The organism is Geobacillus thermocatenulatus (genome assembly GCF_002217655.1).
Classification (GTDB): domain Bacteria; phylum Bacillota; class Bacilli; order Bacillales; family Anoxybacillaceae; genus Geobacillus; species Geobacillus thermocatenulatus.
In genome coordinates, this window is the sequence record NZ_NEWK01000001.1 from 1,076,150 (window position 1) to 1,101,984 (window position 25,835).

Annotated in this window: 27 protein-coding genes and 1 other annotated feature; of the genes, 26 read left to right on the forward strand and 1 reads right to left on the reverse strand. The window is 53.4% G+C overall.

Going from position 1 to position 25,835, the window contains the following annotated elements:
- Positions 1-59 precede the first annotated feature (59 nt).
- The 18 genes from B9L19_RS05420 (at position 60) to B9L19_RS05505 (ending at position 17,591) form a co-directional block, all read left to right on the forward strand.
- Complete coding sequence (locus tag B9L19_RS05420) at positions 60-722, forward strand: tetratricopeptide repeat protein (RefSeq protein ID WP_025949321.1); 663 nt, start codon at positions 60-62, stop codon at positions 720-722.
- Between the two features lie 19 nt (positions 723-741).
- The gene (gene recD2, locus B9L19_RS05425) at positions 742-3,102 is read left to right on the forward strand and encodes an SF1B family DNA helicase RecD2 (RefSeq protein ID WP_047752747.1); all 2,361 of its coding nucleotides are present in this window, start codon (positions 742-744) and stop codon (positions 3,100-3,102) included.
- 25 nt (positions 3,103-3,127) lie between these two features.
- Complete coding sequence (locus tag B9L19_RS05430; protein WP_025949319.1) at positions 3,128-3,601, forward strand: PRC-barrel domain-containing protein; 474 nt, start codon at positions 3,128-3,130, stop codon at positions 3,599-3,601.
- A gap of 15 nt (positions 3,602-3,616) precedes the next feature.
- Positions 3,617-3,808 carry a hypothetical protein gene (locus tag B9L19_RS05435; RefSeq protein ID WP_025949318.1) on the forward strand — a complete coding sequence of 64 codons (192 nt, stop codon included), beginning with the start codon at positions 3,617-3,619 and terminating at the stop codon, positions 3,806-3,808.
- Between the two features lie 11 nt (positions 3,809-3,819).
- Positions 3,820-3,954 (forward strand): YrzQ family protein, encoded by a 135-nt coding sequence (locus B9L19_RS05440; RefSeq protein WP_075261365.1) that lies wholly within the window; start codon positions 3,820-3,822, stop codon positions 3,952-3,954.
- Positions 3,955-4,074: 120 nt separating this feature from the next.
- Entirely contained in the window at positions 4,075-5,136 is a 1,062-nt protein-coding gene (locus B9L19_RS05445) for an AI-2E family transporter (RefSeq protein ID WP_025949317.1), read from the forward strand.
- A 47-nt stretch (positions 5,137-5,183) separates the two neighbouring features.
- Positions 5,184-5,408, forward strand: a binding site (T-box leader).
- A gap of 46 nt (positions 5,409-5,454) precedes the next feature.
- Complete coding sequence (alaS, locus tag B9L19_RS05450; protein ID WP_047752744.1) at positions 5,455-8,091, forward strand: alanine--tRNA ligase; 2,637 nt, start codon at positions 5,455-5,457, stop codon at positions 8,089-8,091.
- 67 nt (positions 8,092-8,158) lie between these two features.
- Positions 8,159-8,425 carry an IreB family regulatory phosphoprotein gene (locus B9L19_RS05455; RefSeq protein ID WP_025949315.1) on the forward strand — a complete coding sequence of 89 codons (267 nt, stop codon included), beginning with the start codon at positions 8,159-8,161 and terminating at the stop codon, positions 8,423-8,425.
- A gap of 3 nt (positions 8,426-8,428) precedes the next feature.
- Positions 8,429-8,845, forward strand: a complete 417-nt coding sequence (ruvX, locus tag B9L19_RS05460) for a Holliday junction resolvase RuvX (RefSeq protein WP_025949314.1) — start codon at positions 8,429-8,431, stop codon at positions 8,843-8,845.
- Between the two features lie 15 nt (positions 8,846-8,860).
- Entirely contained in the window at positions 8,861-9,160 is a 300-nt protein-coding gene (locus B9L19_RS05465) for a DUF1292 domain-containing protein (RefSeq protein ID WP_025949313.1), read from the forward strand.
- 242 nt (positions 9,161-9,402) lie between these two features.
- Positions 9,403-10,494: an endolytic transglycosylase MltG gene (mltG, locus tag B9L19_RS05470; RefSeq protein WP_025949312.1), complete on the forward strand. Its 1,092-nt coding sequence runs from the start codon at positions 9,403-9,405 to the stop codon at positions 10,492-10,494.
- A gap of 435 nt (positions 10,495-10,929) precedes the next feature.
- Positions 10,930-11,583, forward strand: coding sequence for an O-methyltransferase (locus tag B9L19_RS05475; RefSeq protein WP_025949311.1), 654 nt, complete (start codon positions 10,930-10,932; stop codon positions 11,581-11,583).
- Positions 11,580-12,509 (forward strand): peptidase U32 family protein, encoded by a 930-nt coding sequence (locus tag B9L19_RS05480; protein WP_025949310.1) that lies wholly within the window; start codon positions 11,580-11,582, stop codon positions 12,507-12,509. The genes B9L19_RS05475 and B9L19_RS05480 overlap by 4 nt, the downstream gene beginning before the upstream one ends.
- An 18-nt stretch (positions 12,510-12,527) precedes the next feature.
- Entirely contained in the window at positions 12,528-13,796 is a 1,269-nt protein-coding gene (locus B9L19_RS05485) for a peptidase U32 family protein (RefSeq protein ID WP_025949309.1), read from the forward strand.
- A 1-nt stretch (position 13,797) separates the two neighbouring features.
- Positions 13,798-14,433, forward strand: coding sequence for a uridine kinase (gene udk, locus B9L19_RS05490; RefSeq protein WP_020754577.1), 636 nt, complete (start codon positions 13,798-13,800; stop codon positions 14,431-14,433).
- Between the two features lie 110 nt (positions 14,434-14,543).
- Entirely contained in the window at positions 14,544-15,020 is a 477-nt protein-coding gene (greA, locus tag B9L19_RS05495) for a transcription elongation factor GreA (RefSeq protein ID WP_025949308.1), read from the forward strand.
- A gap of 108 nt (positions 15,021-15,128) precedes the next feature.
- Positions 15,129-16,901, forward strand: coding sequence for a peptidoglycan D,D-transpeptidase FtsI family protein (locus B9L19_RS05500; protein ID WP_025949307.1), 1,773 nt, complete (start codon positions 15,129-15,131; stop codon positions 16,899-16,901).
- Between the two features lie 66 nt (positions 16,902-16,967).
- Positions 16,968-17,591, forward strand: coding sequence for a YrrS family protein (locus tag B9L19_RS05505; protein ID WP_025949306.1), 624 nt, complete (start codon positions 16,968-16,970; stop codon positions 17,589-17,591).
- Between the two features lie 113 nt (positions 17,592-17,704).
- Here the strand turns inward: B9L19_RS05505 and B9L19_RS05510 are convergent, their stop codons facing one another.
- Positions 17,705-17,914 (reverse strand): YrzA family protein, encoded by a 210-nt coding sequence (locus B9L19_RS05510; RefSeq protein ID WP_025949305.1) that lies wholly within the window; start codon positions 17,912-17,914, stop codon positions 17,705-17,707.
- Positions 17,915-18,103: 189 nt separating this feature from the next.
- On the opposite strand from B9L19_RS05510, the gene B9L19_RS05515 reads away from it, so the two are divergent.
- The 8 genes from B9L19_RS05515 (at position 18,104) to B9L19_RS05555 (ending at position 25,452) form a co-directional block, all read left to right on the forward strand.
- Positions 18,104-18,751 carry a class I SAM-dependent methyltransferase gene (locus tag B9L19_RS05515; RefSeq protein ID WP_025949304.1) on the forward strand — a complete coding sequence of 216 codons (648 nt, stop codon included), beginning with the start codon at positions 18,104-18,106 and terminating at the stop codon, positions 18,749-18,751.
- Between the two features lie 14 nt (positions 18,752-18,765).
- Positions 18,766-19,473 carry a 5'-methylthioadenosine/S-adenosylhomocysteine nucleosidase gene (gene mtnN, locus B9L19_RS05520; protein ID WP_047752745.1) on the forward strand — a complete coding sequence of 236 codons (708 nt, stop codon included), beginning with the start codon at positions 18,766-18,768 and terminating at the stop codon, positions 19,471-19,473.
- A gap of 294 nt (positions 19,474-19,767) precedes the next feature.
- Positions 19,768-20,691, forward strand: a complete 924-nt coding sequence (locus tag B9L19_RS05525) for a PLP-dependent cysteine synthase family protein (protein ID WP_025949302.1) — start codon at positions 19,768-19,770, stop codon at positions 20,689-20,691.
- A 2-nt stretch (positions 20,692-20,693) separates the two neighbouring features.
- A complete protein-coding gene (locus B9L19_RS05530) occupies positions 20,694-21,827 on the forward strand; it encodes a bifunctional cystathionine gamma-lyase/homocysteine desulfhydrase (RefSeq protein WP_025949301.1) in 1,134 nt (377 codons plus the stop codon).
- 62 nt (positions 21,828-21,889) lie between these two features.
- Positions 21,890-22,135, forward strand: coding sequence for a YrhC family protein (locus tag B9L19_RS05535; protein WP_013524193.1), 246 nt, complete (start codon positions 21,890-21,892; stop codon positions 22,133-22,135).
- Between the two features lie 477 nt (positions 22,136-22,612).
- Positions 22,613-22,756, forward strand: coding sequence for a YrzI family small protein (locus tag B9L19_RS05540; protein ID WP_075261364.1), 144 nt, complete (start codon positions 22,613-22,615; stop codon positions 22,754-22,756).
- A 516-nt stretch (positions 22,757-23,272) separates the two neighbouring features.
- Positions 23,273-23,986 carry an RNA polymerase sporulation sigma factor SigK gene (sigK, locus tag B9L19_RS05550; RefSeq protein ID WP_053914869.1) on the forward strand — a complete coding sequence of 238 codons (714 nt, stop codon included), beginning with the start codon at positions 23,273-23,275 and terminating at the stop codon, positions 23,984-23,986.
- Positions 23,987-24,183: 197 nt separating this feature from the next.
- Entirely contained in the window at positions 24,184-25,452 is a 1,269-nt protein-coding gene (locus B9L19_RS05555) for a cation:dicarboxylate symporter family transporter (RefSeq protein ID WP_025949277.1), read from the forward strand.
- Positions 25,453-25,835: the final 383 nt, after the last annotated feature.

A 25,835-nucleotide genomic window follows, 5' to 3' on the forward strand; every position in this document is an offset into this window, starting at 1 on the left:
CAGGCTATTCGGCTGGGGGCCGTTGCTTGAAAATCACGTTGAATCAGGGGGGATGGGCGGTGGCCAATTTCAACGAACAAGGCTTGGCGTATATGCGCGAGGGGAAGTATGAGGAAGCCATCCGCTGTTTTTCCGCTGCGGTCGAACGGCATCCGGACGATCCGGCCGGGTACATTAACATCGGCACGGTTCTCGTTGCTGCCGGTGAAGAAGAGAAGGCGCTGGACTGTTTCCGACAGGCGCTGGCGCTCGATGAACGGGCGGCGGCCGCGTATTATGGCATGGGTACCGTGCATTATAAGCGTGAACAGTTCGCGAAAGCGAAAGACATGTTTGAGCGGGCGCTTCAGCTCGGGCTGAATGATGCGGATACGCATTTTATGCTCGGCATGTCCTTATGGCGGCTCGAGATGCCGCGAATGGCGCTGCCGTATTTGCAGCGTGCGGCTGAGCTGAACAAGACGGATGTCGAAGCGCTGTTTCAGCTTGGCCTTTGCCTTGCCGTGCTCGATTATGTCGATGAGGCGAAGCGTTATTTTGAGAAAACGTTGGAACTCGATTCGCGCCACGCTGATGCGTATTACAATTTAGGCGTCATTTATGCGTACAAAGATGAGCTCGATGCCGCCCGCCATATGTTTGCCGCTGCTTTGGAAGCCAAGCCCGATCACGTGCTTGCCGGATACGGAAAGAAACTGATGGAAAAGCGGCTTGCGCCGTAAAAAGGCAGGGGGATGGCTGTTGCAAGAGCAACAAATTCTCGCCCTTGATGGACGCACGTTCATTAAAGGAGTGTGCTTGGCGGTCATTTTTCATCATGAGGAAACCTTGTACACGGTCGTCCGCGTGCGCGTTGAGGAAACGAACGAAGCGCCCATTGAGGAGGAAGTCGTCGTCACCGGCTATTTTCCGCGTTTAAACGAAGGGGACGTCTACCTCTTTTACGGACAATTCCGCCAACATCCGCGTTTTGGCCGCCAATATGCGGCTAGTCAGTTCCGCAAACAGCTTCCGAACACGAAAGAAGGAGTCATTCATTATTTATCGAGCGGTTTGTTTAAAGGAATCGGCAAAAAAACGGCTGCAGCGATTGTCGAGACGCTCGGTGAAAACGCGATCGCCGTGATTTTGCGCGACCCCGAGGCGCTAGAGCGTGTGCCAAAGCTGACGAAAAAAAAGGCGAAGCAGCTGTACGATGCGCTTCGCGCCCACGAAGGGCTTGAGCAAACGATGATCGCCCTCGCCCAGCTCGGTTTTGGCCCGCAGCTGGCCATGAAGATTTACCAAGCGTATGGCGAAGAAGCGATTGACATCATTCACGAGAACCCGTACCAGCTCGTTGAGGATATCGAAGGGATCGGCTTTGGCCGCGCTGATGAAATCGGGCGCCAGCTCGGCATTTCCGGCAGCCATCCGGCCCGGCTGCGCGCCGCCTCGTTGTTTGTTCTTGAACAGGCGTGCTTGCAGGAAGGGCACGTGTATTTGCGCGAGGAAGAGCTGATGGAGCGCATCGGGGAGCTGCTTGACGGAAGGCAGAGCGGTGCGGTGGATGGACAAGCGATCGGCCAAACGCTTCTGATGTTAAGCGAGGAAGGGAAGCTGATCGCCGAGCAAGGGCGTTATTATCTCCCCTCCCTTTACTTCGCCGAGAAAGGGATCGTCTCCAACATTAAGCGGCTGCTTGGGCAGACGCCGCCGTCGGCGTTTGCCGAGTCGGAGTTTTTGCTGGCTCTTGGGGCGCTTGAGGAACAGCTTGGCATGCAATATGCCCCCCAGCAAAGGGAAGCGATCCAACAAGCCCTTTCTTCGCCGCTGTTTATTTTGACCGGCGGTCCGGGAACGGGGAAAACGACGGTCATCAAAGGAATCGTCGAGCTGTTTGCCGCCCTAAACGGCCTGTCTCTTGATCCGGCTGACTACAAACAAGGCGAGCCGTTTCCGGTGCTGCTGGCCGCACCGACCGGCCGGGCGGCAAAGCGGATGAGCGAGGCGACCGGGCTGCCGGCGGCGACGATTCACCGTTTGCTCGGCTGGAATGGAGCCGAAGGGTTCAGCCGCGACGAGAACGAACCGATTTCCGGCAAGCTGCTTGTCATCGATGAGATGTCGATGGTTGACGCGTGGCTCGCCAACCAGCTGTTAAAAGCCGTACCAAACGGCATGCAAGTCATTTTCGTCGGCGATGAGGATCAATTGCCATCCGTCGGGCCAGGGCAAGTGCTGAAAGATTTGCTCTCTTCAGGCGTCATTCCGTTTGCTCGGTTGACTGAGGTGTATCGCCAAGCGGAAGGATCATCGATCATCGAGCTTGCTCATAAGATGAAGCGCGGCGTCGTGCCGGACGATTTGACCGCTCCGAAGGCAGACCGTTCCTTCATCCGCTGCCGTGCGGGCCAGGTCGTCGATGTCGTGCGGCAAATCGCGGACAATGCGCGCAAAAAAGGGTTTTCCATCAAAGATATTCAAGTGCTCGCCCCGATGTACCGTGGTCCAGCGGGCATTGACCAATTGAACAAAGCGCTGCAAGAGCTGTTCAACCCGCCGGCTGAGGGGAAGCGGGAGCTGGCGGTCGGTGAGGTCGTCTACCGCGTCGGCGATAAAGTGCTTCAGCTCGTCAATCAACCGGAAGACAATGTGTTTAACGGCGACATCGGCGAAATCGTTGCCATTTTTTACGCCAAAGAAAATACGGAAAAGCAAGACTTGCTCATCGTCTCGTTTGATGGCATTGAAGTGACGTACACACGGCAAGATTTAGGACAAATTACTCATGCGTACTGCTGTTCCATTCATAAGGCGCAAGGGAGCGAGTTTCCCATTGTCATTTTGCCCGTCGTCAAAAACTATTACCGGATGTTGAAACGGAATTTGTTGTATACGGCGGTGACAAGAAGCAAGCAGTTTCTCGTTTTATGCGGAGAAGAGGAAGCGTTTCGATTTGGCGTCGCAAAGCAAAGCGACGGAGCGCGTCAGACGGCGCTCGCTGAGAAGCTGGCGGGGGCGGCGGCGCCGTTTGTCGAGGTCGAACTCCCGTTTGAAGAGGCGAACGTGGGGATGGAAAACGTTACGCCGTATGACTTTATGGGCGATGAGCCAAGCTAAAGGTGGCTGGAAAGGTGGGAGAACGATGCGGACGTTTTCCGACATCAAGGGCCTTCCCATTTATGAGCAAACGACGGGAAAAATGGTCGGAACGATCGCAGACATTTGGTTTACCAGCCACGGCGCGGTCAAAGGGCTTGTCGCGGAACAGGGCGGTTTGTTCGGCCGCCGCCGCTATTTGCCGCTTTCAGCCGTGCAGTCGTTCGAAAACGACCGAGTCATCATCTGTGATGCAGATAGCTTCCAGCCGTTTCCTTCTCCTGACAGCGGCCACTCTCTTTACGGCGAACGCGGCCTCGCCGGCAGCATGGTTGTCGCCGCGGACGGAACAACGATCGGTTTGCTGGATGACGTATATTTTGACGGGCAATTGGGCAAAATTGATGGATACGAGATCAGCGAGGGATTTTTTTCCGATTTGACCGAAGGAAAGAAACGAATGGAGCTCGCTCCGTTCACTGCCAAAGAAGGTGTTGTCACCGTGGAAACAACGATGTAAGGAGAGTGGCTGTCCATGCTCATTTGCCCGAATTGCAAGCGAAAAAACTTAGGGAAAATCGGCGTCAACCAGTACTACTGCTGGGATTGCTTTATTGAGCTGTCCGTCTCAAAAGGCATGATTCACGCCCATCAAGTGGAAGAAGATGGGACGCTGAGTTCCCTTGATGACTTGTTTGACGACCATGAGCGCATGATCCAATTTTAGGAGGGACACGCATGAACCGGACGATGACATCGCTGTTGGCAGTCGGATTAGGCATCGCCGCTTATCAGCTCGCCCAACGAAATGATTGGATGAACGGCCGCACGATGCGGAGGATGCGCCGCCGCTTGATGCAAGCGATCCGCTGACGGCGCTGCCGCCCTCGCCTTTGCGCGGGGGCGGCGCCTTGTGGTTGTCAAATAGTGCTAAAAGCGGTGAAGGCATATTTCCCGCCGCATCTCCTACACTAAACGGTAGGAGGTGTGGCGATGGGCGAGCAACAATGGCTGTCGTTCTTTCGTATCGGAAAATGGCTTCTCATGACGGCAATCATCTATTTGATCGTTCGGATGAAAGACGTTTGGTGGCCGGTCATCGATTTTATCGCAACGGTGTTGACGCCGTTTTTGCTGGCGTCGTTTATTACGTATTTGCTTTACCCGCTTGTGGAATCCATCCATCGCAAAGGAATGCCGCGCGCCCTTGCCATTTTGTTGATTTATTTGTTGTTTTTCGGTTTGGTGGGCTACGGCTTGTACCGCGGCGTGCCGCTATTCATCGCCCAGTTGCGTGAACTGGATGAACAGCTGCCGTCTTTGATGAATACATACCGCCAATGGGTGCGCCACATCCACGACGAGACGTCGAATTGGCCGCTTGAGGTGCACACACGCATCGAGGCGATGTTTGCCGAGATCGAGCAAGCAGCGGCGGCCGCCGTCGCGATGGCGATTCATGCCGCCAAATCGTTCATCGGTTCGGCGGCGACGCTGTTGATCATTCCGTTTATCGTCTTCTATATGTTAAAAGACATCGATGTGTTGAAAAAAGCGGTTTGGTACATGACACCGAAGCGGTGGCGTGGGCCGGGGATGACGTTTTTGAAGGATGTCGATGAATCGCTCGGCGGCTACATTCGCGGCCAGCTGTTCGTCTGTGCGGCGATCGGTCTGGCAGCGGCGCTCGGCTTGTGGCTTGCCGGCATGGATTATCCGCTGTTGCTCGGCTTTGTCATTGGCGTGACGAACATCATCCCGTATTTTGGCCCGCTGATCGGCGCCGTTCCAGCGGTCATTTTGGCTGCCACCGTCTCGCTGAAAATGGTCGTGATCGTGCTTGTCATCATTTTTACCTTGCAGTTTTTAGAAGGGAACGTCTTGTCGCCGCTGATCGTCGGCAAAAGCGTACATATGCATCCGCTTGTCATTATGCTTGCCCTCTTTGCCGGCGGTGAGCTCGCCGGCGTGCTCGGCCTCATTCTTGCCGTTCCGACGGCGGCGGTGCTGAAAGTGGCCATCGCCCATTGGAAAGAGCATTATGCTTCGCATTGACAAATACTCTCTGCTTGTCTATAATCTTTCAATGAACAAAGCGAATACATAACGCGATGACGGATCGAGTATGTTGCAGTCCATCTTAACGCGCGAGCTCGCGCACAGAGAGGAATTTCCGTGGCTGAAAGAAATTCCAGATGAAGGGCAACAGAAGGCTAATCCGGAGCGCAGGCAAAACCTGACGCAAGGCTGCGTTACGGCCAAAGAGGTGATGGGCGTTTTGTGCCCATAAACAGGGTGGTACCGCGAGCATAACTCTCGTCCCTGCAGGGGATGGGAGTTTTTTTATATAAAAGGCGAAAGGGGAGGATCATCATGAAAAAGCTGACATCTGCCGAAGTGCGGCGCATGTTTTTAGAGTTTTTCCAAGAAAAAGGCCATGCGGTTGAGCCGAGCGCATCGCTCATTCCGGTCGACGACCCGTCGCTGCTTTGGATCAACAGCGGCGTCGCGACGTTGAAAAAATACTTTGACGGACGCATCGTTCCGGAAAACCCGCGCATTTGCAACGCGCAAAAATCGATCCGCACCAACGACATCGAAAACGTCGGGAAAACGGCGCGCCACCATACGTTTTTTGAAATGCTCGGCAACTTTTCGATCGGCGATTACTTCAAGCGCGAAGCGATCCATTGGGCATGGGAGTTTTTGACGAGCGACAAATGGATCGGTTTTGATCCGGAACGGTTGTCCGTTACTGTCCATCCGGAAGACGAGGAAGCGTACAACATTTGGCATAACGAAATCGGCTTGCCAAAAGAGCGGATCATTCGCCTTGAAGGCAACTTCTGGGACATCGGCGAAGGCCCGAGCGGTCCGAACACGGAAATCTTTTACGACCGCGGCGAAGCGTTTGGCAACGACCCGAACGATCCAGAGCTGTACCCAGGTGGGGAAAATGACCGCTATTTAGAAGTATGGAACCTTGTCTTTTCGCAGTTCAACCATAACCCGGACGGCACGTACACGCCGCTGCCGAAGAAAAACATCGACACCGGCATGGGCTTGGAGCGGATGTGCTCGATTTTGCAAGACGTGCCGACGAACTTTGAAACCGACTTGTTCCTGCCGATCATCCGCGCGACCGAGCAGATCGCCGGCGAGCGGTATGGCGAAGATCCGGACAAAGACGTCGCGTTTAAAGTGATCGCCGACCATATTCGCGCGGTTACGTTTGCGATCGGCGACGGGGCGCTGCCGTCAAATGAGGGCCGCGGTTATGTGTTGCGCCGCCTGCTCCGCCGCGCGGTGCGCTATGCGAAACATATCGGCATTGAACGCCCGTTTATGTACGAACTCGTTCCGGTCGTCGGTGAAATTATGCACGACTATTATCCGGAAGTGAAAGAAAAAGCCGATTTCATCGCCCGCGTCATCCGGACGGAAGAAGAACGGTTCCATGAAACGCTCCATGAAGGGCTCGCCATATTGGCGGAGGTGATCGAAAAGGCGAAAGAGCAAGGAAGCCGCGTCATTCCGGGCGAGGAAGCGTTCCGCCTGTATGATACGTACGGCTTTCCGATTGAGCTGACAGAAGAGTACGCCGCTGAAGCGGACATGACGGTCGACCATGCCGGATTTGAGCGCGAGATGGAGCGGCAGCGCGAACGGGCGCGCGCGGCCCGGCAGGATGTCGATTCGATGCAAGTCCAAGGCGGAGTGCTCGGTGACATTAAAGATGAAAGCCGGTTTGTCGGCTACGATGAGCTTGTCGCTTCTTCCACCGTTCTCGCCATCGTCAAAGACGGACAGCTTGTCGAGGAAGTCCGCGCCGGTGAAGAGGCGCAAATCATCGTCGATGTGACGCCATTTTACGCCGAAAGCGGCGGCCAAATCGCCGACCAAGGAACGTTTGCCGGCCAGACGGGAACGGCGGTCGTCAAAGATGTGCAAAAAGCGCCAAACGGCCAGCATCTTCATGCGATCGTCGTCGAGAGCGGTACGGTGAAAAAGGGTGCGGTGTATACGGCGCGCGTCGATGAGGCGAAGCGGGCGCGCATTATCAAAAACCATACGGCAACCCATTTGCTCCATCAAGCGCTAAAAGACGTGCTCGGCCGCCATGTCAACCAAGCGGGGTCGCTTGTCGCCCCGGACCGGCTTCGTTTTGACTTCACCCATTTTGGGCAAGTGAAGCCAGAGGAGCTCGAGCGCATCGAAGCCATCGTCAACGAACAAATTTGGAAAAGCCTTCCGGTTGACATTTTTTATAAACCGCTCGAGGAAGCGAAAGCGATGGGCGCGATGGCGCTGTTTGGCGAAAAGTACGGCGACATCGTCCGCGTCGTCAAAGTCGGCGACTACAGCCTCGAGCTGTGCGGCGGCTGCCATGTGCCCAACACATCAGCCATCGGGTTGTTTAAAATCGTCTCCGAGTCCGGCATCGGCGCCGGCACGCGCCGGATTGAAGCGGTGACCGGGGAAGCGGCATACCGCTTTATGAGCGAACAGCTTGCTATTTTGCAAGAGGCGGCGCAAAAACTGAAAACAAGCCCGAAAGAATTGAATGCGCGTCTTGACGGACTGTTTGCCGAGCTGAAAGAGCTCGAGCGCGAAAACGAATCGCTGTCAGCCCGCCTCGCCCATATGGAGGCAGAGCACCTCACCCGCCAGGTGAAAGACGTAAACGGCGTGCCGGTGTTGGCCGCGAAAGTGCAGGCGAACGACATGAACCAGCTGCGGGCGATGGCCGATGACTTGAAGCAAAAACTAGGCACTGCAGTCATTGTCTTGGCGGCGGTGCAAGGCGGAAAAGTGCAGCTGATTGCTGCGGTGACCGACGACTTGGTGAAGAAAGGATTCCACGCCGGCAAACTGGTGAAAGAAGTGGCGTCACGCTGCGGCGGAGGAGGCGGCGGACGGCCGGATTTGGCGCAGGCAGGCGGCAAAGACGCTCAGAAAGTCGCCGAGGCGCTCGGTTATGTCGAAACATGGGTGAAATCCGTTTCCTAATTGGCGCGGATCGTGTACAATGGATGTAAAAGGACGGGGTGCCTGAATAAGGAGCGAGGTGGAAACGGTGAGCTCGTTTGATCAAACGATGCAGTTTCATTTTTCCGAAGAGCCGGCGGAAACGAATGTCCGCGAAGTGTTGTTGACGGTGTATGACGCCTTGCAAGAAAAAGGCTACAACCCGATCAACCAAATTGTCGGCTACCTGCTGTCCGGCGACCCGGCTTACATCCCGCGCCATAAAGATGCGCGCGCGCTCATCCGCAAAATCGAACGCGACGAATTAATCGAGGAATTGGTGAAATTCTATTTACAGGAGCAACGAAAGGATTGACCGATGCGGATATTGGGGCTTGATCTCGGAACGAAAACGCTCGGCGTCGCGGTAAGCGATGAGCTTGGCTGGACGGCGCAAGGCCTCGAGACGATCGCCATCGATGAGGAGCGTGGCGATTATGGTTTAGAGCGGCTGCGCGCCCTTATCGATGAGTACGGCGTCGATGTGATCGTCGTTGGATGGCCGAAAAACATGAACGGCACGCTCGGGCCGCGCGCTGAGGCAAGTGAGCGGTTCGCCGCCAAATTGCGCGAGGAGTTTTCTTTGCCCGTTGTGCTTTGGGATGAACGGCTGTCGACGATGGCCGCCGAACGGATGTTGATCGCTGCCGACGTCAGCCGGAAAAAGCGGAGGAAAGTGATCGACAAAATGGCGGCGGCCGTCATTTTGCAGTCATATTTGGACAGTAAACGATAAATTGGAGGAGAAAACATGGAACACGGAGACCGTCATATTACCGTTGTCGACGAACATGGCAACGAGCAGCTGTGCGAAATTTTGTTTACGTTTGAATCAGATGATTTCGGCAAATCGTATGTGTTTTACTATCCGGTCGGCGTCGAGGCGGAAGATGAGGACGGCGAGACGGAAGTGCACGTTTCCGCCTTCATCCCTGGGGATGGGAACAAAGAAGGCGAACTGCTCCCGATCGAGACAGAAGAAGAGTGGGATATGATCGAAGAAGTATGGAATACGTTTTGCGCTGAACAGGAAGAGGAAGACGACGAATAACGGACGGCACAGAGGGGGCCAAAAGGATCGGGGCCCCTTTTCTTATTGACGTATATGCGCTGAGAAACGATAAGTTGTGTTCCATGCAATGGTTCAGATATCTTCTTGTTTGTTCGACAAACGTTGCGAAGGGCTTCGATTGACCGGCGCGTTTCCTCCCCTGGCTTTGCATTTTTTGACCGTCAAGGGCGAAAAATGCGGAACTTTGTAGTATAATATGGCCGGGTGAAAGGAGGACAAAGATGAAACAGAACGATTTGAGGGCGAAAAAGTCGCAGCTTGTGCGGAAAATCGTCTTGATTGTCTGTGCTGTTCTGCTGGCGGCGTTTGTCATTGCCGGCGTCAGCAGTTTCTTATACATCCGTTCAGCGCTTAAGCCCGTCGACCCGGATGACCGCACCCCGGTCCATGTCTCGATTCCGATCGGTTCATCAGCGGCGGCGATTGCCGAGCAGCTCGAACAAAAGCGGCTCATTAAAAGCGCGGCCGTGTTTCGTTTATATGTTCGCTGGAAACATGAATCTGGCTTCCAGGCTGGGGAGTATGAGCTGACAAGGGCGATGCCAATGGCGCGCATCGTCGAGCTGTTAAAAACGGGGAAATCGCAAAAAATCGGATTGAAGCTGACCGTTCCGGAAGGGTCGCAATTGGTGCAAATCGCTGACCTCATTGCCGCAAAAACAGGGTACAAACAAGAACAGATTATGAAATTGCTTAACGATCGCGCGTATATCGAACGGCTGATGAATAGGCACCCGGATTTGTTGACGGATGATATTTTTCACAAAGGCATCCGCTATCCGCTGGAAGGTTACTTGTTCCCGGCGACGTATGTGTTTGCTGACGAAAAGCCGCCGCTCTCAGAGATCATTGAGGCGATGGTGGCGAAAACAGCAGCTGTGCTTGACACATATAAGGCAGCGATGAAAGAAAAGAACATGTCGCCGCATCAGCTGTTGACGATGTCGTCGCTCATTGAGGAAGAGGCGACGGAAAAAGCTGACCGCCAAAAAATCGCCAGCGTGTTTTACAATCGGTTGCACCGCGGCATGCCGCTTCAAACCGACCCGACCGTTTTGTACGCACTTGGCGAACATAAAGAGCGTGTGTTGTATAAAGATTTGCAGGTCCATTCGCCGTACAACACGTACATGCATAAAGGACTGCCTCCAGGGCCGATCGCCAACGCCGGCGTCATGTCGATCGAAGCGGCGCTTGAACCGGCGGCGACCGACTATTTATACTTTTTGGCGACACCGGGCGGCGAGGTCATTTTTACGAAAACGTTGGCTGAGCATAACCGGGAAAAGGCGAAATATATTGGAAAACAATAGGTCAAAATGGAAGGCAATGGCCGGTGGGGTGAAACGGCTTCGCTTTTCCGCTGTTTTATGGTAGTATAGTTGAACAGACCAACGATAAGAGTCCTTTGCGGCTCTTATTTTTCATGACGACAAAGAGCAAATGTCGGGTTGTATATAGATGCAATTGGAAGCTTTGCTATTTGTCGTTTTTCCCGAGTATTTGATCGACTGTCGGGCGACCGAACAACGCCGCTTAAAGACCCATATATGGATCTGTGAAGCAGGCCGGTTGTTCGGTCTTCCGTCACGCCAAGACGTGACGAAGAAGCCTTTGGCTTGCCTCCGACAGTCGAAAATGGGCAAGCCGCTTTTCCGTCAAGGATATGGTAAACTTTTTCGTTGCATCTATATAGTTCAACTTTGGCAAGCGCTTTTCAGTTTGCTGACGGCAGGGAGGAATTCCTCTTGCTTTCCCATGACATGGTTTTGTACTTGAAAAAGCTGCGTCCGACGCCGGATGAGGACATTGAGGAGATGGAGCAGTACGCCTATCGGCACCGCATACCGATCATCGATCCGGTGAGCGTCGAAGTGCTGTTGTTCATCTTGAAGCTGATCAGGCCGCGCTGCATTTTGGAAATCGGCACAGCGATCGGCTATTCGGCGATCCGGATGGCAAAGGCGCTGCCGGATGCGCGCATTGTGACGATCGAAAAAGACCGGGAGCGGTATGAGCGCGCCCGTTTTTACATCGAAAAGACGAACACCAAGCGGCAAATCGAGGCGGTGTTGGGCGATGCGCTCGCGGTCGAGGCCGATGTGGCGGCCGCCGCGCCGTTTGATGTGCTGTTTATTGATGCCGCCAAAGGGCAATATGAGCGCTTTTTTACGCTCTATGAGCCGTTTGTGGCTACAGGCGGCCTCATCATCAGCGACAACGTCTTGTTTAAGGGGCTCGTCGCCGCCGAAGCGCCGGCGGACAATCGACGGCTCTGGAACATCGCTCGAAAAATTCGCCGCTACAATGAGTGGCTCATGAGTCGAAGCGGTTATGATACGGTCATCATTCCGGTCGGCGATGGGCTCGCCATATCGAAAAAACGAGGTGAAGAACAGTGAAAAAACCCGAATTGCTCGTGACGCCGACGAGCGTTGCCCATATCGACGAGCTGGCTGAAGCCGGAGCGGACGCGGTCATCATTGGGGAGCAGCGCTACGGTTTGCGGCTTGCCGGCGAATTTTCCCGCGCCGATGTTGCTGCCGCCGTCAAAGCCGCCCACCGGCGCGGCATGAACGTGTATGTGGCGATGAACGCCATTTTCCATAACGATAAAGTGGACGAGCTTGGCGACTACGTCGCGTTTTTGGCTGATGTCGGCGCCGATGCCATCGTCTTCGGCGATCCCGCGGTGCTCTTGACTGTCCGAGAAACGGCGCCGCACATGAAGCTCCACTGGAGCACGGAGACGACAGCGACGAACTGGTACGCGTGCAACTACTGGGGGAGGAAAGGGGCAAAGCGCGCCGTCTTGGCCCGCGAGTTGAACATGGACGCCATTTTGGAAATCAAAGCCCATGCCGAAGTGGAAATCGAGGTGCAAGTGCATGGGGCGACGTGCATGTACCAATCGAAGCGTTCGCTCATCGGTAGCTATTTTGAATATCAAGGGAAAGTGATGGAAGTTGAACGGAAGAAGTACGAAAAAGGGATGTTTCTTTACGACAAAGAGCGTGACAACAAATATCCGATTTTTGAAGACGAAAACGGCACGCATATTATGAGCCCGAACGATGTTTGCATCATCGACGAGCTTGGCGACATGATCGAAGCCGGCATTGACAGCTTTAAAATTGACGGGATTTTGCACGAGCCGCGCTACATTACCGACGTGACGAAGCTGTACCGCCGCGCCATCGATTTATGCGCCGATGACCGCGAGCGGTACGAACGGGAAAAAGAGGAGCTGCTTGCGGCCGTTGAAGCGCTTCAGCCGCCGCACCGCCGCATCGACACCGGATTTTTCTTCAAGGAGACCGTTTATTGAGAAAAGGAGGGAAGCAGCATGCTTGTAAAAAATGATCGCATCTCCGAGATCATTGACGGCAAGCGCGTCATTGTGAAAAAGCCAGAGCTGCTCGCCCCGGCCGGCAACTTGGAAAAACTGAAAATCGCCGTCCATTACGGCGCAGACGCTGTCTTTATCGGAGGTCAGGAGTACAGCTTGCGCGCCAACGCCGACAACTTTACGATCGAGGAAATTCGCGAAGGGGTCGAATTTGCCAATCGATACGGAGCCAAAGTATACGTAACGGCCAATATTTACGCCCATAATGAAAACATCCCTGGCCTTGATGACTATTTGCGGGCGCTTGAAGATGCCGGTGTTTGCGGCATCATCGTCGCCGACCCGCTCATCATCGAAACGGCGCGCCGGGTGGCGCCGAAGCTTGAAGTGCATTTAAGCACGCAGCAATCGCTTGCCAACTGGAAAGCGGTCCAATTTTGGAAAGAGGAAGGGCTCGAGCGGGTTGTGCTCGCTCGTGAAGTGGGCGCAGAAGAAATCCGGCAGATCAAAGAGAAAGTCGATATTGAAATCGAGGCGTTCATCCATGGGGCGATGTGTTCGGCCTACTCCGGCCGCTGTGTATTGAGCAACCATATGACGGCGCGCGACTCCAACCGCGGCGGATGCTGCCAGTCGTGCCGCTGGGATTACGATTTGTATCAGCTCTCGGACGGCCGGGAAATTCCGTTGTTTGAAAAAGGGGACGCCCCGTTTGCGATGAGCGCGAAAGATTTGAACTTAATCCGCGCCATTCCGGTGATGATCGAATTGGGTGTGGATAGCTTGAAAATTGAAGGGCGGATGAAATCGATCCATTACGTGGCGACGGTTGTCAGTGTCTACCGGAAAGTCATTGATGCCTACTGCGCTGACCCAGACCATTTCATGATCCGCGAAGAGTGGGTGCGGGAGCTGGAGAAATGCGCCAACCGCGAGACGGCGCCGTCGTTCTTTGACGGCTTCCCGGATTATACGAACCATATGTACGGCACGCACAGCCGGAAAACGACGCATGAATTCGCCGGTTTGGTGCTTGGCTATGACCCGAAGACGGGCATCGCCACCGTCCAGCAGCGCAATCATTTCCGCCCGGGCGATGAAGTCGAATTTTTCGGTCCGGAAATTGAAAACTTCACCCAAGTGATTGAAAAAATTTGGGACGAAGACGGCAACGAGCTTGATGCGGCGCGCCATCCGCTGCAAATCGTGAAGTTTAAGGTCAAGCGCCCTCTCTTCCCGTACAACATGATGAGAAAGGAGAATTAAGATGGGGAAGAAGCCCGTTGTCATCGGCGTCGCCGGCGGCTCCGGCTCGGGGAAGACGAGCGTCGCCCGCGCGATTTACGACCATTTCGGCGACCGCTCGATCCTTGTTTTGGAGCAAGATTTTTACTATAAAGACCAAAGCCATCTTTCGTTTGAAGAGCGGCTGAAGACGAACTATGACCATCCGCTGGCGTTTGACAACGATTTGTTGATTGAGCATATTCATAAGCTGCTTCGCTATGAGCCGATTGACAAGCCGGTGTACGATTATACGCTGCACACTCGCTCAAGCGACGTCATTCGCGTGGAGCCAAAGGATGTCATCATCGTGGAGGGCATTCTTGTCTTGGAGGATGAGCGGCTCCGCAATTTAATGGACATTAAAGTATATGTCGACACCGACCCGGACATCCGCATCATCCGCCGTCTCATCCGCGATATGAAAGAGCGCGGCCGCACGTTCGATTCAGTCATCGAGCAATATTTGTCCGTCGTCCGGCCGATGCACAACCAGTTTGTCGAACCGACGAAGCGCTACGCGGATGTGATCATTCCGGAAGGCGGACAGAACGTCGTCGCCATCGATTTAATGGTGGCAAAAATTCGCACAGTTCTTGAACAAAAAGCGGTTTTGTAATAACATAACAGAGACAAAACAATATATTATATAACAAGTAAGCGTACGAACAGCCGTTTTTGCTGTTCGTACGTTTTACATAATGCAGAATATATAGAGGAGTGAGATGAATGGCGAACGAAAAGCAGTATCCGATGACGAAAGAGGGAAAAGAGAAACTGGAACAAGAGCTTGAGTACTTAAAAACGGTCAAGCGGAAAGAAGTGGTGGAGCGCATTAAGATTGCGCGCGGGTTCGGGGATTTGTCGGAAAACTCGGAGTACGATGCTGCCAAAGATGAGCAGGCGTTTGTCGAATCGCGCATCCAAATGCTTGAAAACATGATCCGCAACGCCGTCATCATTGAAGAAGACAAAGAAAACCCGGACGTCGTCTCGCTCGGCAAGTCGGTCACGTTCATTGAACTGCCGGACGGCGAGGAAGAGACGTATACGATCGTCGGCAGCGCTGAAGCCGATCCGTTTGAAGGGAAAATTTCCAACGACTCGCCGATTGCGAAATCGCTTCTCGGCCGCCGCGTCGGCGATGAGGTGACGGTGCAAACGCCGGGCGGGGAAATGCTTGTGAAAATCGTGGCTGTGAACTAAAGGCGGCCGACCTGAACAAGCGGCGGTGTGCGAAGCGAAGAAAATTGCCGCCGCTTGACGTTTCAAACGGAAACACCTCGTCAACACTGATGATGAGGTGTTTTCTTTATGTGGAAAAAGCGAACGCTTGTCATGCTTGCTCTCATTCAATTGGGCTTGTTGTTGCTTGTCGGGCGGCTCGCGCAAATTCAGCTCATTGACACCGAGTCGTTTGCCAATCATAATTTAATTGCCGAAAGCGTCGCCCAGCGGACACAAGAACTGATCATTGACGACGGGCGCGGCTCGTTCATCGACCGAAATGGCGCGCCGCTCACGAAGCGATACGTGCCGTCGCTTGTCTTATTCCCGTTTTTAACGGCAATGAAATGGCCGATGGAACAAGTCGCCCGCATCGCCGGCGTCTCTGAAGAAGAGATTCGCCGCCAACTTGAGCAGGCGGACGGTCCATTCGTCTTAGAGAAGGATGGAGAGCCGCTCGTCTTGAGCGCCCAGCAAATGAAGCAAATTAACGATTTGCGCATTCCGGGGGTATTTGCCGTCAACAAGCAATATCCGCTGGAAACGGTGTACGCCCCGCATTTGCTTGGCTTCACCCGTCCAGATCAGGAGCTCATCAAGAAGCGTTATCCAAAACGGCCGTTGCCGCCAAAGACCGAAGTGGGCATTCAAGGACTTGAGAAGGCGTTTGATGAATTTTTGCTCGCCGACGGCGAAACGAAGCTGCTTTATCACGTTGACGCCGAAGGGCGGCCGCTGTTTGGGCTTGATGTCAAATACAGCGACACGGGCAACCCGTTTTATCCCGTCACCGTCCAAACGACGCTTGACCGTGACTTGCAGCAAGAGATGGAGCAGATCGTTGACCGATACGGGTTGAAAAAAGGCGGTCTCGTTTTGCTGGATATTGACACAAACAGTGTGCTCGCCATGGTCAGCCGTCCAAACATGGACCCGCGTGATCCGTACAAAAACCGCGGGGCAGAAAACCAAATCGTGTTGCCGCAAATCCCCGGCTCGATTTTGAAAACCGTCATTGCGGCTGCGGCGCTTGATGAGGGGCTCGCCTCGCTTGAGACAACGTTTGACTGCAGCCGAAAAATTGACGGCAAAACCCGCGATGAGGAGCATGATTACGGCATGCTTGATTTAGCGGACAGCTTTGCCGTCAGTTGCAACAATGCGTTCGCCACGCTTGGCAAGCAGTTGATCGAGCACGATCCGGATGCGTTTGAAACGTATGCGAGAAAGCTCGGGCTGTATCCGACGGCCGGCTGGGAAGGGGCGGTGTACCATGAAGAGCATTTCCGTCAGTTCCCGGAGGAGCAGAAGGGGACGATTTGGCATGATCCGCGCGACAAGCGGGTGCCACTTGCGGTGGCGCAAACGGCGATCGGGCAAAAAAATGTACGCGTCTCGCCGCTTGGCGTCGCCAACATGATGGCGACCATCGCCCGCGGCGGCGAAGCGCTTCAGGTGCGGGCCGTTGACAAAGTGCTGTATAAAAACGGTGCGATCCTCTTTTCGTTTCCGCCTCAACCGGCTTCAGACATGGCGCCGATCGCCCCGCAGACGGCTGAAGAACTGCAGCGGCTTTTGCGCGGCGTTGTCACCAAAGAGGATGGCACCGGCCGCCGCTTCCGTTCGCTGCCGTATCCGGTCGCCGGCAAATCCGGGACGGCGGAGACAGGAAAAATGGACGGCGGCGCTGAATTGATTAATAAATGGTTTGCTGGCTATTTTCCAGCCGACCGTCCGAAATACGCCCTTGCTGTCGTTGAGCTCGACTGCCCGAGCGGGCGGGCTTCGACGAATGATGTGTTCGCCGCTGCAGTCGAGGTGCTTTATGCTTATGACCGCGCCAAAAATGAAGTGAAGTGACGAACCAAATGTAAGGGGAATCCATGTTTCCAGCACGAACATCATCCAAAGAAGGGAGAGGAGACGGTGGGGCAAATCGAGACGCGCTTTGCCGCCCGCGCCAAGCGGCGGAGGATCAACCGTTGGCTCAATGGAGCCATTGCCGTTGTCGTGCTGCTCATTTTGATTGTCGGCGGGAACTTGCTGTTTGGCGGCGAACCGAGCAAGAAGGAGATGGATCGCGAAGCCAAAACAGAAGCGGCCAATGCGAAGCGGGTGGAAGTGGAAACAGGCAAAGCGGCGGCGCCGACGGAAGCTGAAACGCCGGCCGAGGAAGAAGACGCTGCTTCCACCGATGAAACGAGTAAAGCCGGTGCGACAGAAACGCCGGGGCCGCCGGGATCCAACGTTGAAAAAGAAATCGTCAATCCGGCATGGCAGCCGATCGGTACGACGCAATCGGAGCCGCATGAAACGGTGTTTAAGAAAGATTCCGTCGACTGGAAGGAAATGCTCGATGCCGTCAGCTATGCGACCGGCATCGCTCCGGAGGAGATGATCGTTTGGTTCATCGGCAACAACGGACCGAACAAAGCAGTCGCGACGATTTCGACGAAAGATCAAGCCGCCCATTACAAAGTGTACATTGAATGGGTGACGAACGAAGGCTGGAAGCCGACGAAGGTGCAAAAGTTGAAACAAAAGCCATAAGCGGTATGATGAGGGGAAGCGGAGTTATTCGAAACGTTGGCGGCATCAGTGAAGCAATGGCGGTTCACCAGCGGCGGAAACATACACAGGCGCCCCAAAACGAAGGGCGCCTGTTATTTTTTCGCTTTGAAATGAACGACTGCGCTGTAGAACCGCTTTCCGTTTTCCATGACGTGCATTTGATGGGATACATGATGGACGGAAAGCAAGAGCGCCTTGTTATGTTCAATTTGTTCGTTGATTTTTTTCTCGAGCGTCCGCAAGTCGTCCGCTTCAAAAAATTCGATTTTGTCCTCGATCAAATCAAGAGAAATGTTCGGCATCGTTCTTCCTCCTTTCCATTGTCAGTGTAGCAAATTTTCCCGCCCTCATCCACCGATGTACAAGGGGGAACAATACGAACGAAACATGATCGTTGAACAAGGGAAAAACATATGCTACAGTAAGAGCAGGCAATACGAAAAAACATACTATATTTATAGGAATTATAAACTTTTTTGGGGTGTGACCATATGGGCAGAGAGTTTCTGGACTTGTTTGAGCAATGGGCGGAATCGTATGACCGATCGGTCGAAGGATACGATGAGCAATATCGAGACGTGTTTGCCGGTTATGACCGCATTTTAAGCACGGTCGCCGACAAAGCCGGCCAAGTTGTGCTCGAGTTTGGCGTCGGCACAGGCAACTTGACGAAAAAGCTGCTTGAGCGCGGCAAGCAGGTGTACGGGATCGAGCCATCGGCGCCGATGAGGAAAAAAGCAGCGGAAAAGCTCAGCGGGCGAGCGGTCATTCTGGACGGCGATTTTTTGCAATTTCCGACACCGCCGGGGCCGATCGACACGATCGCCAGCACGTATGCGTTTCATCATTTGACGGATGCGGAAAAAGACGAAGCGCTGGCCAAATATAGTCAATTGCTCCATCCGGGTGGTAAAATAGTGTTTGCCGATACGGCGTTTCGCGACAAAGAAGCGTTCCGCCAAGCGATTGAGGAAGCCCGGGCGCGCGGCTTTCACGATTTGGCCGACGATTTGGAACGCGAATATTATACGACGCTTGACGTATTGGCATCACTGTTTTCCAAGCATGGCTTTTCCGTCTCCTTTGCGCAGCAAAACGCGTTCGTCTGGGTGATGGAGGCGGTGAAACAAACGACATAGAAAGAGGGAGAACGATGAAAGCAGCCATTATTGGAGCCATGGAAGAGGAAGTGGCGATTTTGCGTTCGCGCATGGAAGGGCGCGAGGAAACGGTCATCGCCGGGTGCGAATTTTCCAAAGGGAGCCTTGACGGCGTGGAGGCGGTGTTGTTGAAATCTGGGATCGGTAAAGTGAACGCCGCCATGGGAACGACGCTTCTGCTTGACCGCTTTCGCCCTGACTTCGTGATTAACACGGGGTCAGCTGGCGGATTTTTGCCTTCGCTTCGTGTCGGAGATCTTGTCATTTCCGAGGAAGTCGTCCATCATGACGTCGATGTGACCGCATTCGGCTACGCTTACGGGCAAGTGCCCGGCCTGCCGGAGCGCTACCGGGCGGATGAGGCGCTTGTTGAGGCGGCCAAGCAGGCGGCGGCGCGGCTTGATGGCCTGCAGGCAGTGACCGGCTTGATCGCCACCGGCGATTCGTTTATGAACGATCCAACGCGAGTCGAATTTGTGCGCGGCCAGTTTCCGGAATTGTGCGCCGTCGAAATGGAAGCGGCGGCGATCGCTCAAGTGTGCGTGCAATTTGGGACGCCGTTTGTCATCATCCGGGCGTTGTCTGATATTGCGGATGAGGAATCGAACGTGTCGTTTGAACAGTTTTTGGAGACGGCCGCGAAACATTCGGCTGAACTGGTCTTGTCGATGCTTTCTGTTATGAAACAGAAGCGCGATTAAGATGCAGCGAAAAAGTTTACCGTATCCTTGACGAAAAAGCAGCTTGTCTATGTTCTCGACTGTCGGAGGCAAGCCGCAGGCTCCTTTGTCACGCCTTGGCGTGACGGAAGACCGAACAACCGTCTGCTTCACAGACCCATATATGGGTCTTTAAGCGGTGTTGTTCGGTCGCCCGACAGTCGATCGAATACTCGGTAAAGTTGCAAATGGTGATGCTTCAAATTGCATCTATATAGACAACAAAACACCGCCGTTTTGCTGCTAAACTGAGCGTGAAGAAACGGAGTGACTGGTATGCGCGTAGCAAAAAGCATCCATGAGTTGATCGGCCATACGCCGGTTGTCGAAATTACGCGCTTCCCCCTCCCGGAAGGTGTTCGGCTGTTCGCCAAGCTGGAATACTTCAATCCTGGCGGAAGCATTAAAGACCGGCTCGGACAAGAGCTGCTCGAGGAGGCGTTTGCATCAGGAAAACTGAAAGAGGGGGGCACGATCATCGAACCGACGGCCGGCAACACCGGCATCGGTCTGGCGCTGGCGGCGATCGGCCAAAACGTCAACGTCATTTTTTGTGTGCCGGAAAAATTCAGCATGGAAAAACAGCAGCTGATGAAGGCGCTCGGGGCGCAAATCGTTCATACACCGACTGAAGAGGGAATGGAAGGGGCCATCCGAAAAGCGGAGGAGCTCGCCCGCACGATTCCGGGCGCCTATTGCCCCCAGCAGTTCCAAAACCCGGCCAACCCAAGGACGTATTACAAGACGCTCGGTCCGGAACTGTGGGACGATTTGGACGGACAGATCGACATTTTTGTCGCCGGCGCCGGCTCCGGCGGCACGTTTATGGGGACAGCGACGTTTTTAAAAGAAAAAAACCCGGCCATTAAAACGGTCATCGTTGAACCGGAAGGCTCGATTTTAGGCGGCGGCAAGCCGGGGCCGCATCGGACGGAAGGGATCGGCATGGAGTTTTTGCCGCCGTTTATGGATCCGGATTATTTTGATGCCATCTACACGATCGCGGATGATGACGCGTTCCGGCGCGTCAGCGAACTCGCGAGACAGGAGGGGCTTTTGGTCGGCAGTTCGTCCGGCGCCGCGTTTCATGCCGCCTTGATGGAAGCAGAGAAGGCAAAGCCAGGGACGAATATCGTCGTCATTTTTCCGGACGGGAGCGAACGCTATTTAAGCAAGCACATTTATGAAGGTGGGAGGTAACGATGAGGCGGAAAACAATGCTCATTCATGGCGGCATTCCGGGGGATCCGCATACGGGAGCGGTGTCGGTCCCGATTTATCAAGTGAGTACGTATAAGCAAGAAGAAGTTGGAAAGCATAAAGGGTTTGAATACTCGCGTACCGGCAACCCGACGCGCGCGGCGCTTGAGAAGCTGATCGCCGATCTCGAGGGCGGCGAAGCCGGCTTTGCGTTCGCTTCTGGTATGGCGGCCATTACGGCTGTCATGATGTTGTTTCAAAGCGGCGACCATCTGGTGCTCACTGACGATGTCTACGGCGGCACGTATCGCGTCATGACGAACGTGCTGAATCGGTTCGGGCTTGAGGCGACGTTCGTCGATACGAGCGATGTCGCCAACATCGAGGCGCACATCCGGCCGAATACGAAAGCCATCTATATCGAAACGCCGACGAATCCGCTGCTGAAAATCACGGACTTGCAAGCCGCCGCCGCCATTGCCCGTGCGCATGGGCTGCTCTTGATCGTCGATAATACGTTTTCCACTCCGTACTTTCAGACGCCGCTTGAGCTTGGTGCCGATATCGTCATTCATAGCGCAACGAAATATTTAGGCGGCCATAGCGACGTCGTCGCTGGGCTGGCGGTTGTCCGCACGCCGGAGTTTGCCCAACGGCTCCATTACGTGCAAAATTCAACCGGCGGCGTGCTCGGGCCGCAAGATTCATGGCTATTGATGCGCGGGATGAAAACGCTCGCCGTGCGGATGGAGGAACATGAAGAAAATGCGCGCCAAATCGCTGCTTTTTTGGCTGAACACAAGGCGGTCAAGCGCGTCCATTATCCAGGTCTTCCGGATCATCCGAACCACGAGTTGGCCAAACAACAAATGCGCGGATTTGGCGGCATGATTTCGTTTGATGTCGGCAGCTTGGAGCGCGCCGAGAACGTGCTGTCGCGCGTGCGCTACTTTACGCTTGCCGAAAGCTTAGGGGCGGTCGAAAGTTTAATTTCGTTGCCAGGGAAAATGACGCACGCCTCGATCCCGAAGGAACGGCGCGAACAGCTCGGCATTACCGATGGCCTGATCCGTTTGTCGGTCGGGCTTGAAGATGTCAACGATCTGCTTGACGATTTGGCGCAGGCGCTTGGCTGAAATTGCCGCTCCCCCCTTCCGTCCATGTATGATACAGTGAAAGGGGAGAGGAGGGATCGGGCTTGAACGAACAGCAACGAAACGAGCTGCGAGCCAAGGCGGGCGATTTCAAGATGTACAGCCTTGTCTTGTTCTCGCTCGGGGCGTTCTTCTATTTTGGCACGATGATTCCTGGGGCGCTCGAGGCGGCGAAAAAACCGTTCGCCTTGCTGGCGGTTGGAGGCTGTTTCATGGCGGCTTTGTATTGTTCACGGCGCTCCGCCGTTTGCGCCCGCCGCTTGGAGGAAGAGGAAGACCGGTTTGAATGATAAATGGGGCTCGACGAAAAGGGTCATTGCGCTTATGATTGGCGATAATGAAGAAAGGAGGGTGTCCCAAAAAGATTGGAACACCCTCTTTCTTATATATGTGCTTGCTATATCTTGAAGATGGGGCGACGCCCCCCTCATGTTGGTTTCGTCATGCTGCCGTCAAAGGGGAGCTTGGTTTTTATAAAAAATGGTTGACAATGGAAATGTTTTTGGATACAATTACCTTCGTAACGTCATTTCTGAGGGGAGGTCGAAGATCATGACAATGGTGATGTGGGCAACATTCACGTATGCATTCCATAAAATGGCTATTCGACCTTCCGCCGACCAGGAATGAACGTGCACCGATGATGAAAAAACAGCGATTGGGCCGCAGAAGGGGAGTAGTCTCGCTTTCTGCGGCCTTTTTGCACACTGAGCCGCAGAAGTGCTTTCCTTCTGCGGTTTTTTTGCATGGAAAGGAGGTGGGGAGGCATGACGATCCATTTGTTTTTTCTCACGATCACGATTGAGCGGAGAAAGCCGCGGCAGCGGAACCGTGAAGAAGAGCGGTTCGCCCGTGCAGCCGAGGAGGAGCTTGTTGACCGCAAATGCTTTTTCCATCAACGATTGTTTTAAACATGTTCAGCAATGAAGGATGAAAGGGGAGAAGCTGGATGTCCATTGTACTCGTATGGCTTGTGATGTGGATGAAGCAAAGGGGAGATTCCACTTGACTCAGTTGAAAGGGATGCGATCGGTGCTCCGCGCGCTGTTGTTGACGGTCGAATTTCACGAATTGTTCAAAATAAGGCGCCAGCGTTCCTTGTCTTCTTTGGTAAAATAACACTAGAAGAAAAGGTCAAGGAGGGAACGGGGATGTTCGCCATTGTCATGTCGATCATCATTACCGCGTCGATTGCGCTTGTTGTCGCCGCGGAAGTCAGCGTTGAGGCCAAAGCGTAACGGCGGTTCTTCTGCATCGGGGGGATAAGCAGGCGGACCGCATGAGCAGAATGTTGGCGACAATCGTTGCGTCATGGCCGGCTCATTTCGGGCCGGTCTATTTTTGTCATAAAGACACGGACAACATCGCCTCTGCATATACATAACGATAGGCGGTTTCCGCCAACGACAGCAGGCGGGGGTGAGAGCATGTCCGGCATTTTCACGGCGTTTACGTTTCTGTTGAAAGAGCTGACGTTTCTTGTCTCGTATATTAAAAACAATGCGTTTCCCCAGCCGTTAAGCCCTCAAGAAGAGGAAAAGTATTTGGCGCTGATGGCAAAAGGCGACGAGCAAGCCCGCAACCGGCTTATCGAACACAACTTGCGCCTTGTTGCCCACATTGTGAAAAAGTTTGAAAATACAGGAGAAGAGGTCGAGGATTTAATCTCCATTGGCACGATCGGTTTGATCAAGGCGATTGAAAGCTATTCGCCGGGCAAAGGAACGAAGCTGGCGACGTATGCGGCTCGATGTATTGAGAACGAAATCCTGATGCATTTGCGTTCATTAAAAAAAACGCGCAAAGACGTCTCGTTGCACGAGCCAATCGGCCAGGACAAAGAAGGAAACGAAATCAGCCTGCTTGATATTTTAAAAGCCGAAGGCGAAGACATCGTCGATGAACTCCACTTGAACATGGAGCTCGAACAAGTCAAACAATATATCAGCGTGCTGGATGAGCGGGAAAAAGAGGTAATCATCAATCGCTTTGGCCTCGGTCGGCAGCGGGAGAAAACACAACGTGAAATCGCCAAAGAGCTCGGCATCTCGAGAAGCTATGTGTCGCGCATTGAAAAACGGGCATTAATGAAAATGTTTCACGAATTTTATCGGCAGGAAAAAGAAAAACGGCGGTCATAACAAAAGCGGGTTGCGGATGCAGCGACCCGCTTTTGTTATAGTGGAAGAATAGAAATTATTTTAAAAAACTGAATTCTTTCGTTTATATCCTTTGATGAAGCGATTTCAATCAAAAATATTGACAGATTTTATTTTTAAAAGTAAAATAATTTTGTCGTCTTTTGTCTAAATTTGTCTAAAGGAGGCGAAAAAGCATCATGCGCAAGATCGGCTTGGCATGGCAAATTTTCATCGGCCTTATTCTGGGGATTATCGTTGGGGCCATTTTTTACGGAAATCCTGAAGTAGCGACGTATTTGCAGCCGATCGGAGATGTTTTTCTCCGTTTAATTAAGATGATCGTCATCCCGATTGTCGTCTCGAGCTTGATTGTCGGCGTCGCCAACGTCGGTGATGTGAAAAAGCTCGGAAAGTTGGGCGGCAAAACGATCCTTTATTTTGAGATCATTACGACGATTGCCATTATCGTTGGCCTCTTGGCAGCGAACATTTTCCAACCGGGCGTCGGCGTCAATATGAAGTCGCTTGAGAAAACGGATATCCAGTCGTATGTCGATACGACGAACGAAGTGCAACACCATTCGATGGTTGAAACATTTGTCAACATCGTGCCGAAAAACGTGTTTGAAGCGCTGTCGACCGGAAATATGCTGCCGATCATCTTCTTCTCGGTGATGTTCGGGTTGGGCGTAGCCGCGATCGGTGAAAAAGGGAAGCCGGTGCTTCGCTTTTTCCAAGGTACGGCGGAAGCGATGTTTTATGTGACGAACCAAGTGATGAAGTTTGCGCCGTTTGGCGTTTTCGCCCTAATCGGCGTGACGGTGTCGAAATTCGGCGTCGCTTCGCTCCTTCCGCTCAGCAAACTTGTTGTGCTCGTTTATGCGGTCATGGCGTTCTTCGTGTTGGTGGTGCTTGGCGCTGTGGCCAAATTGGCGGGTATCAATATTTTTCACATTATCAAAATTTTAAAGGATGAATTAGTGCTTGCCTATAGCACGTCAAGTTCAGAAACCGTGTTGCCTAAGATTATGGAAAAAATGGAGAAGTTCGGGTGTTCGAAGGCGGTAACATCCTTTGTCGTTCCGACCGGCTATTCATTCAACTTGGATGGATCGACGCTCTATCAGGCGCTGGCGGCTGTTTTTATCGCTCAACTGTACGGCATCGACATGCCGATTTCGCAGCAAATCTCGCTTGTGCTCGTTTTAATGGTGACGTCCAAGGGGATTGCCGGTGTCCCAGGCGTATCGTTTGTCGTCTTATTGGCAACGCTTGGCACGGTTGGCATTCCAGTTGAAGGATTGGCGTTTATCGCTGGCATCGACCGTCTTTTGGACATGGCGCGCACCGTGGTCAACGTCATCGGCAACTCGCTGGCGGCGGTTGTGATGTCGAAATGGGAAGGGCAATATAACGAAGAACAAGGAAAACAATACATCGCTGAGCTGCAGCAGCAAAGCGCCTAAGAGAAAAGTGGCTCAAATGTGTTGATTAACCATTAAAAACCAGTTGACATCGTCCTATTCCTAGCTTTTCTGCCGTAGTCGGCAAGCGAACCGCTTGCCGACTGGGCATATGACGGCATGCTCTCCTCGAACAATGAACGCTTTGCGGGCAAATGCATTTGCCCGCCGGCGTTCTTGTTCGAGGGAAGAGGCAGAAAAGCTTGTGTTCAGTCATATGATTCTGTGCTTTTTAGTAAAATAATGGATAATCAACATTCGTGACTATAGTATATAGTATTGCAACAAAGAAGTGTAACATATCCTTGACAGAAAAGTGGTTTGCCCATTTTCGACTGTCGAAGGCAAGTGTGTGGCTTGCCTCCGTCACTCCTTAGCGTGACGGA

What these genes read in the sequence shown, in the direction of transcription:
- B9L19_RS05485 (WP_025949309.1), top strand. Translation starts at nt 12,528, where the DNA reads ATGCTTGTAAAAAATGATCGCATCTCCGAGATCATTGACGGCAAGCGC.
- udk (WP_020754577.1), top strand. Translation starts at nt 13,798, where the DNA reads ATGGGGAAGAAGCCCGTTGTCATCGGCGTCGCCGGCGGCTCCGGCTCG.
- B9L19_RS05530 (WP_025949301.1), top strand. Translation starts at nt 20,694, where the DNA reads ATGAGGCGGAAAACAATGCTCATTCATGGCGGCATTCCGGGGGATCCG.
- B9L19_RS05500 (WP_025949307.1), top strand. Translation starts at nt 15,129, where the DNA reads ATGTGGAAAAAGCGAACGCTTGTCATGCTTGCTCTCATTCAATTGGGC.
- greA (WP_025949308.1), top strand. Translation starts at nt 14,544, where the DNA reads ATGGCGAACGAAAAGCAGTATCCGATGACGAAAGAGGGAAAAGAGAAA.
- B9L19_RS05515 (WP_025949304.1), top strand. Translation starts at nt 18,104, where the DNA reads ATGGGCAGAGAGTTTCTGGACTTGTTTGAGCAATGGGCGGAATCGTAT.
- sigK (WP_053914869.1), top strand. Translation starts at nt 23,273, where the DNA reads ATGTCCGGCATTTTCACGGCGTTTACGTTTCTGTTGAAAGAGCTGACG.
- B9L19_RS05430 (WP_025949319.1), top strand. Translation starts at nt 3,128, where the DNA reads ATGCGGACGTTTTCCGACATCAAGGGCCTTCCCATTTATGAGCAAACG.
- B9L19_RS05435 (WP_025949318.1), top strand. Translation starts at nt 3,617, where the DNA reads ATGCTCATTTGCCCGAATTGCAAGCGAAAAAACTTAGGGAAAATCGGC.
- B9L19_RS05510 (WP_025949305.1), bottom strand. Translation starts at nt 17,914, where the DNA reads ATGCCGAACATTTCTCTTGATTTGATCGAGGACAAAATCGAATTTTTT.
- B9L19_RS05465 (WP_025949313.1), top strand. Translation starts at nt 8,861, where the DNA reads ATGGAACACGGAGACCGTCATATTACCGTTGTCGACGAACATGGCAAC.
- ruvX (WP_025949314.1), top strand. Translation starts at nt 8,429, where the DNA reads ATGCGGATATTGGGGCTTGATCTCGGAACGAAAACGCTCGGCGTCGCG.
- B9L19_RS05555 (WP_025949277.1), top strand. Translation starts at nt 24,184, where the DNA reads ATGCGCAAGATCGGCTTGGCATGGCAAATTTTCATCGGCCTTATTCTG.
- mtnN (WP_047752745.1), top strand. Translation starts at nt 18,766, where the DNA reads ATGAAAGCAGCCATTATTGGAGCCATGGAAGAGGAAGTGGCGATTTTG.
- B9L19_RS05445 (WP_025949317.1), top strand. Translation starts at nt 4,075, where the DNA reads ATGGGCGAGCAACAATGGCTGTCGTTCTTTCGTATCGGAAAATGGCTT.
- mltG (WP_025949312.1), top strand. Translation starts at nt 9,403, where the DNA reads ATGAAACAGAACGATTTGAGGGCGAAAAAGTCGCAGCTTGTGCGGAAA.
- B9L19_RS05540 (WP_075261364.1), top strand. Translation starts at nt 22,613, where the DNA reads ATGACGATCCATTTGTTTTTTCTCACGATCACGATTGAGCGGAGAAAG.
- B9L19_RS05440 (WP_075261365.1), top strand. Translation starts at nt 3,820, where the DNA reads ATGAACCGGACGATGACATCGCTGTTGGCAGTCGGATTAGGCATCGCC.
- alaS (WP_047752744.1), top strand. Translation starts at nt 5,455, where the DNA reads ATGAAAAAGCTGACATCTGCCGAAGTGCGGCGCATGTTTTTAGAGTTT.
- B9L19_RS05525 (WP_025949302.1), top strand. Translation starts at nt 19,768, where the DNA reads ATGCGCGTAGCAAAAAGCATCCATGAGTTGATCGGCCATACGCCGGTT.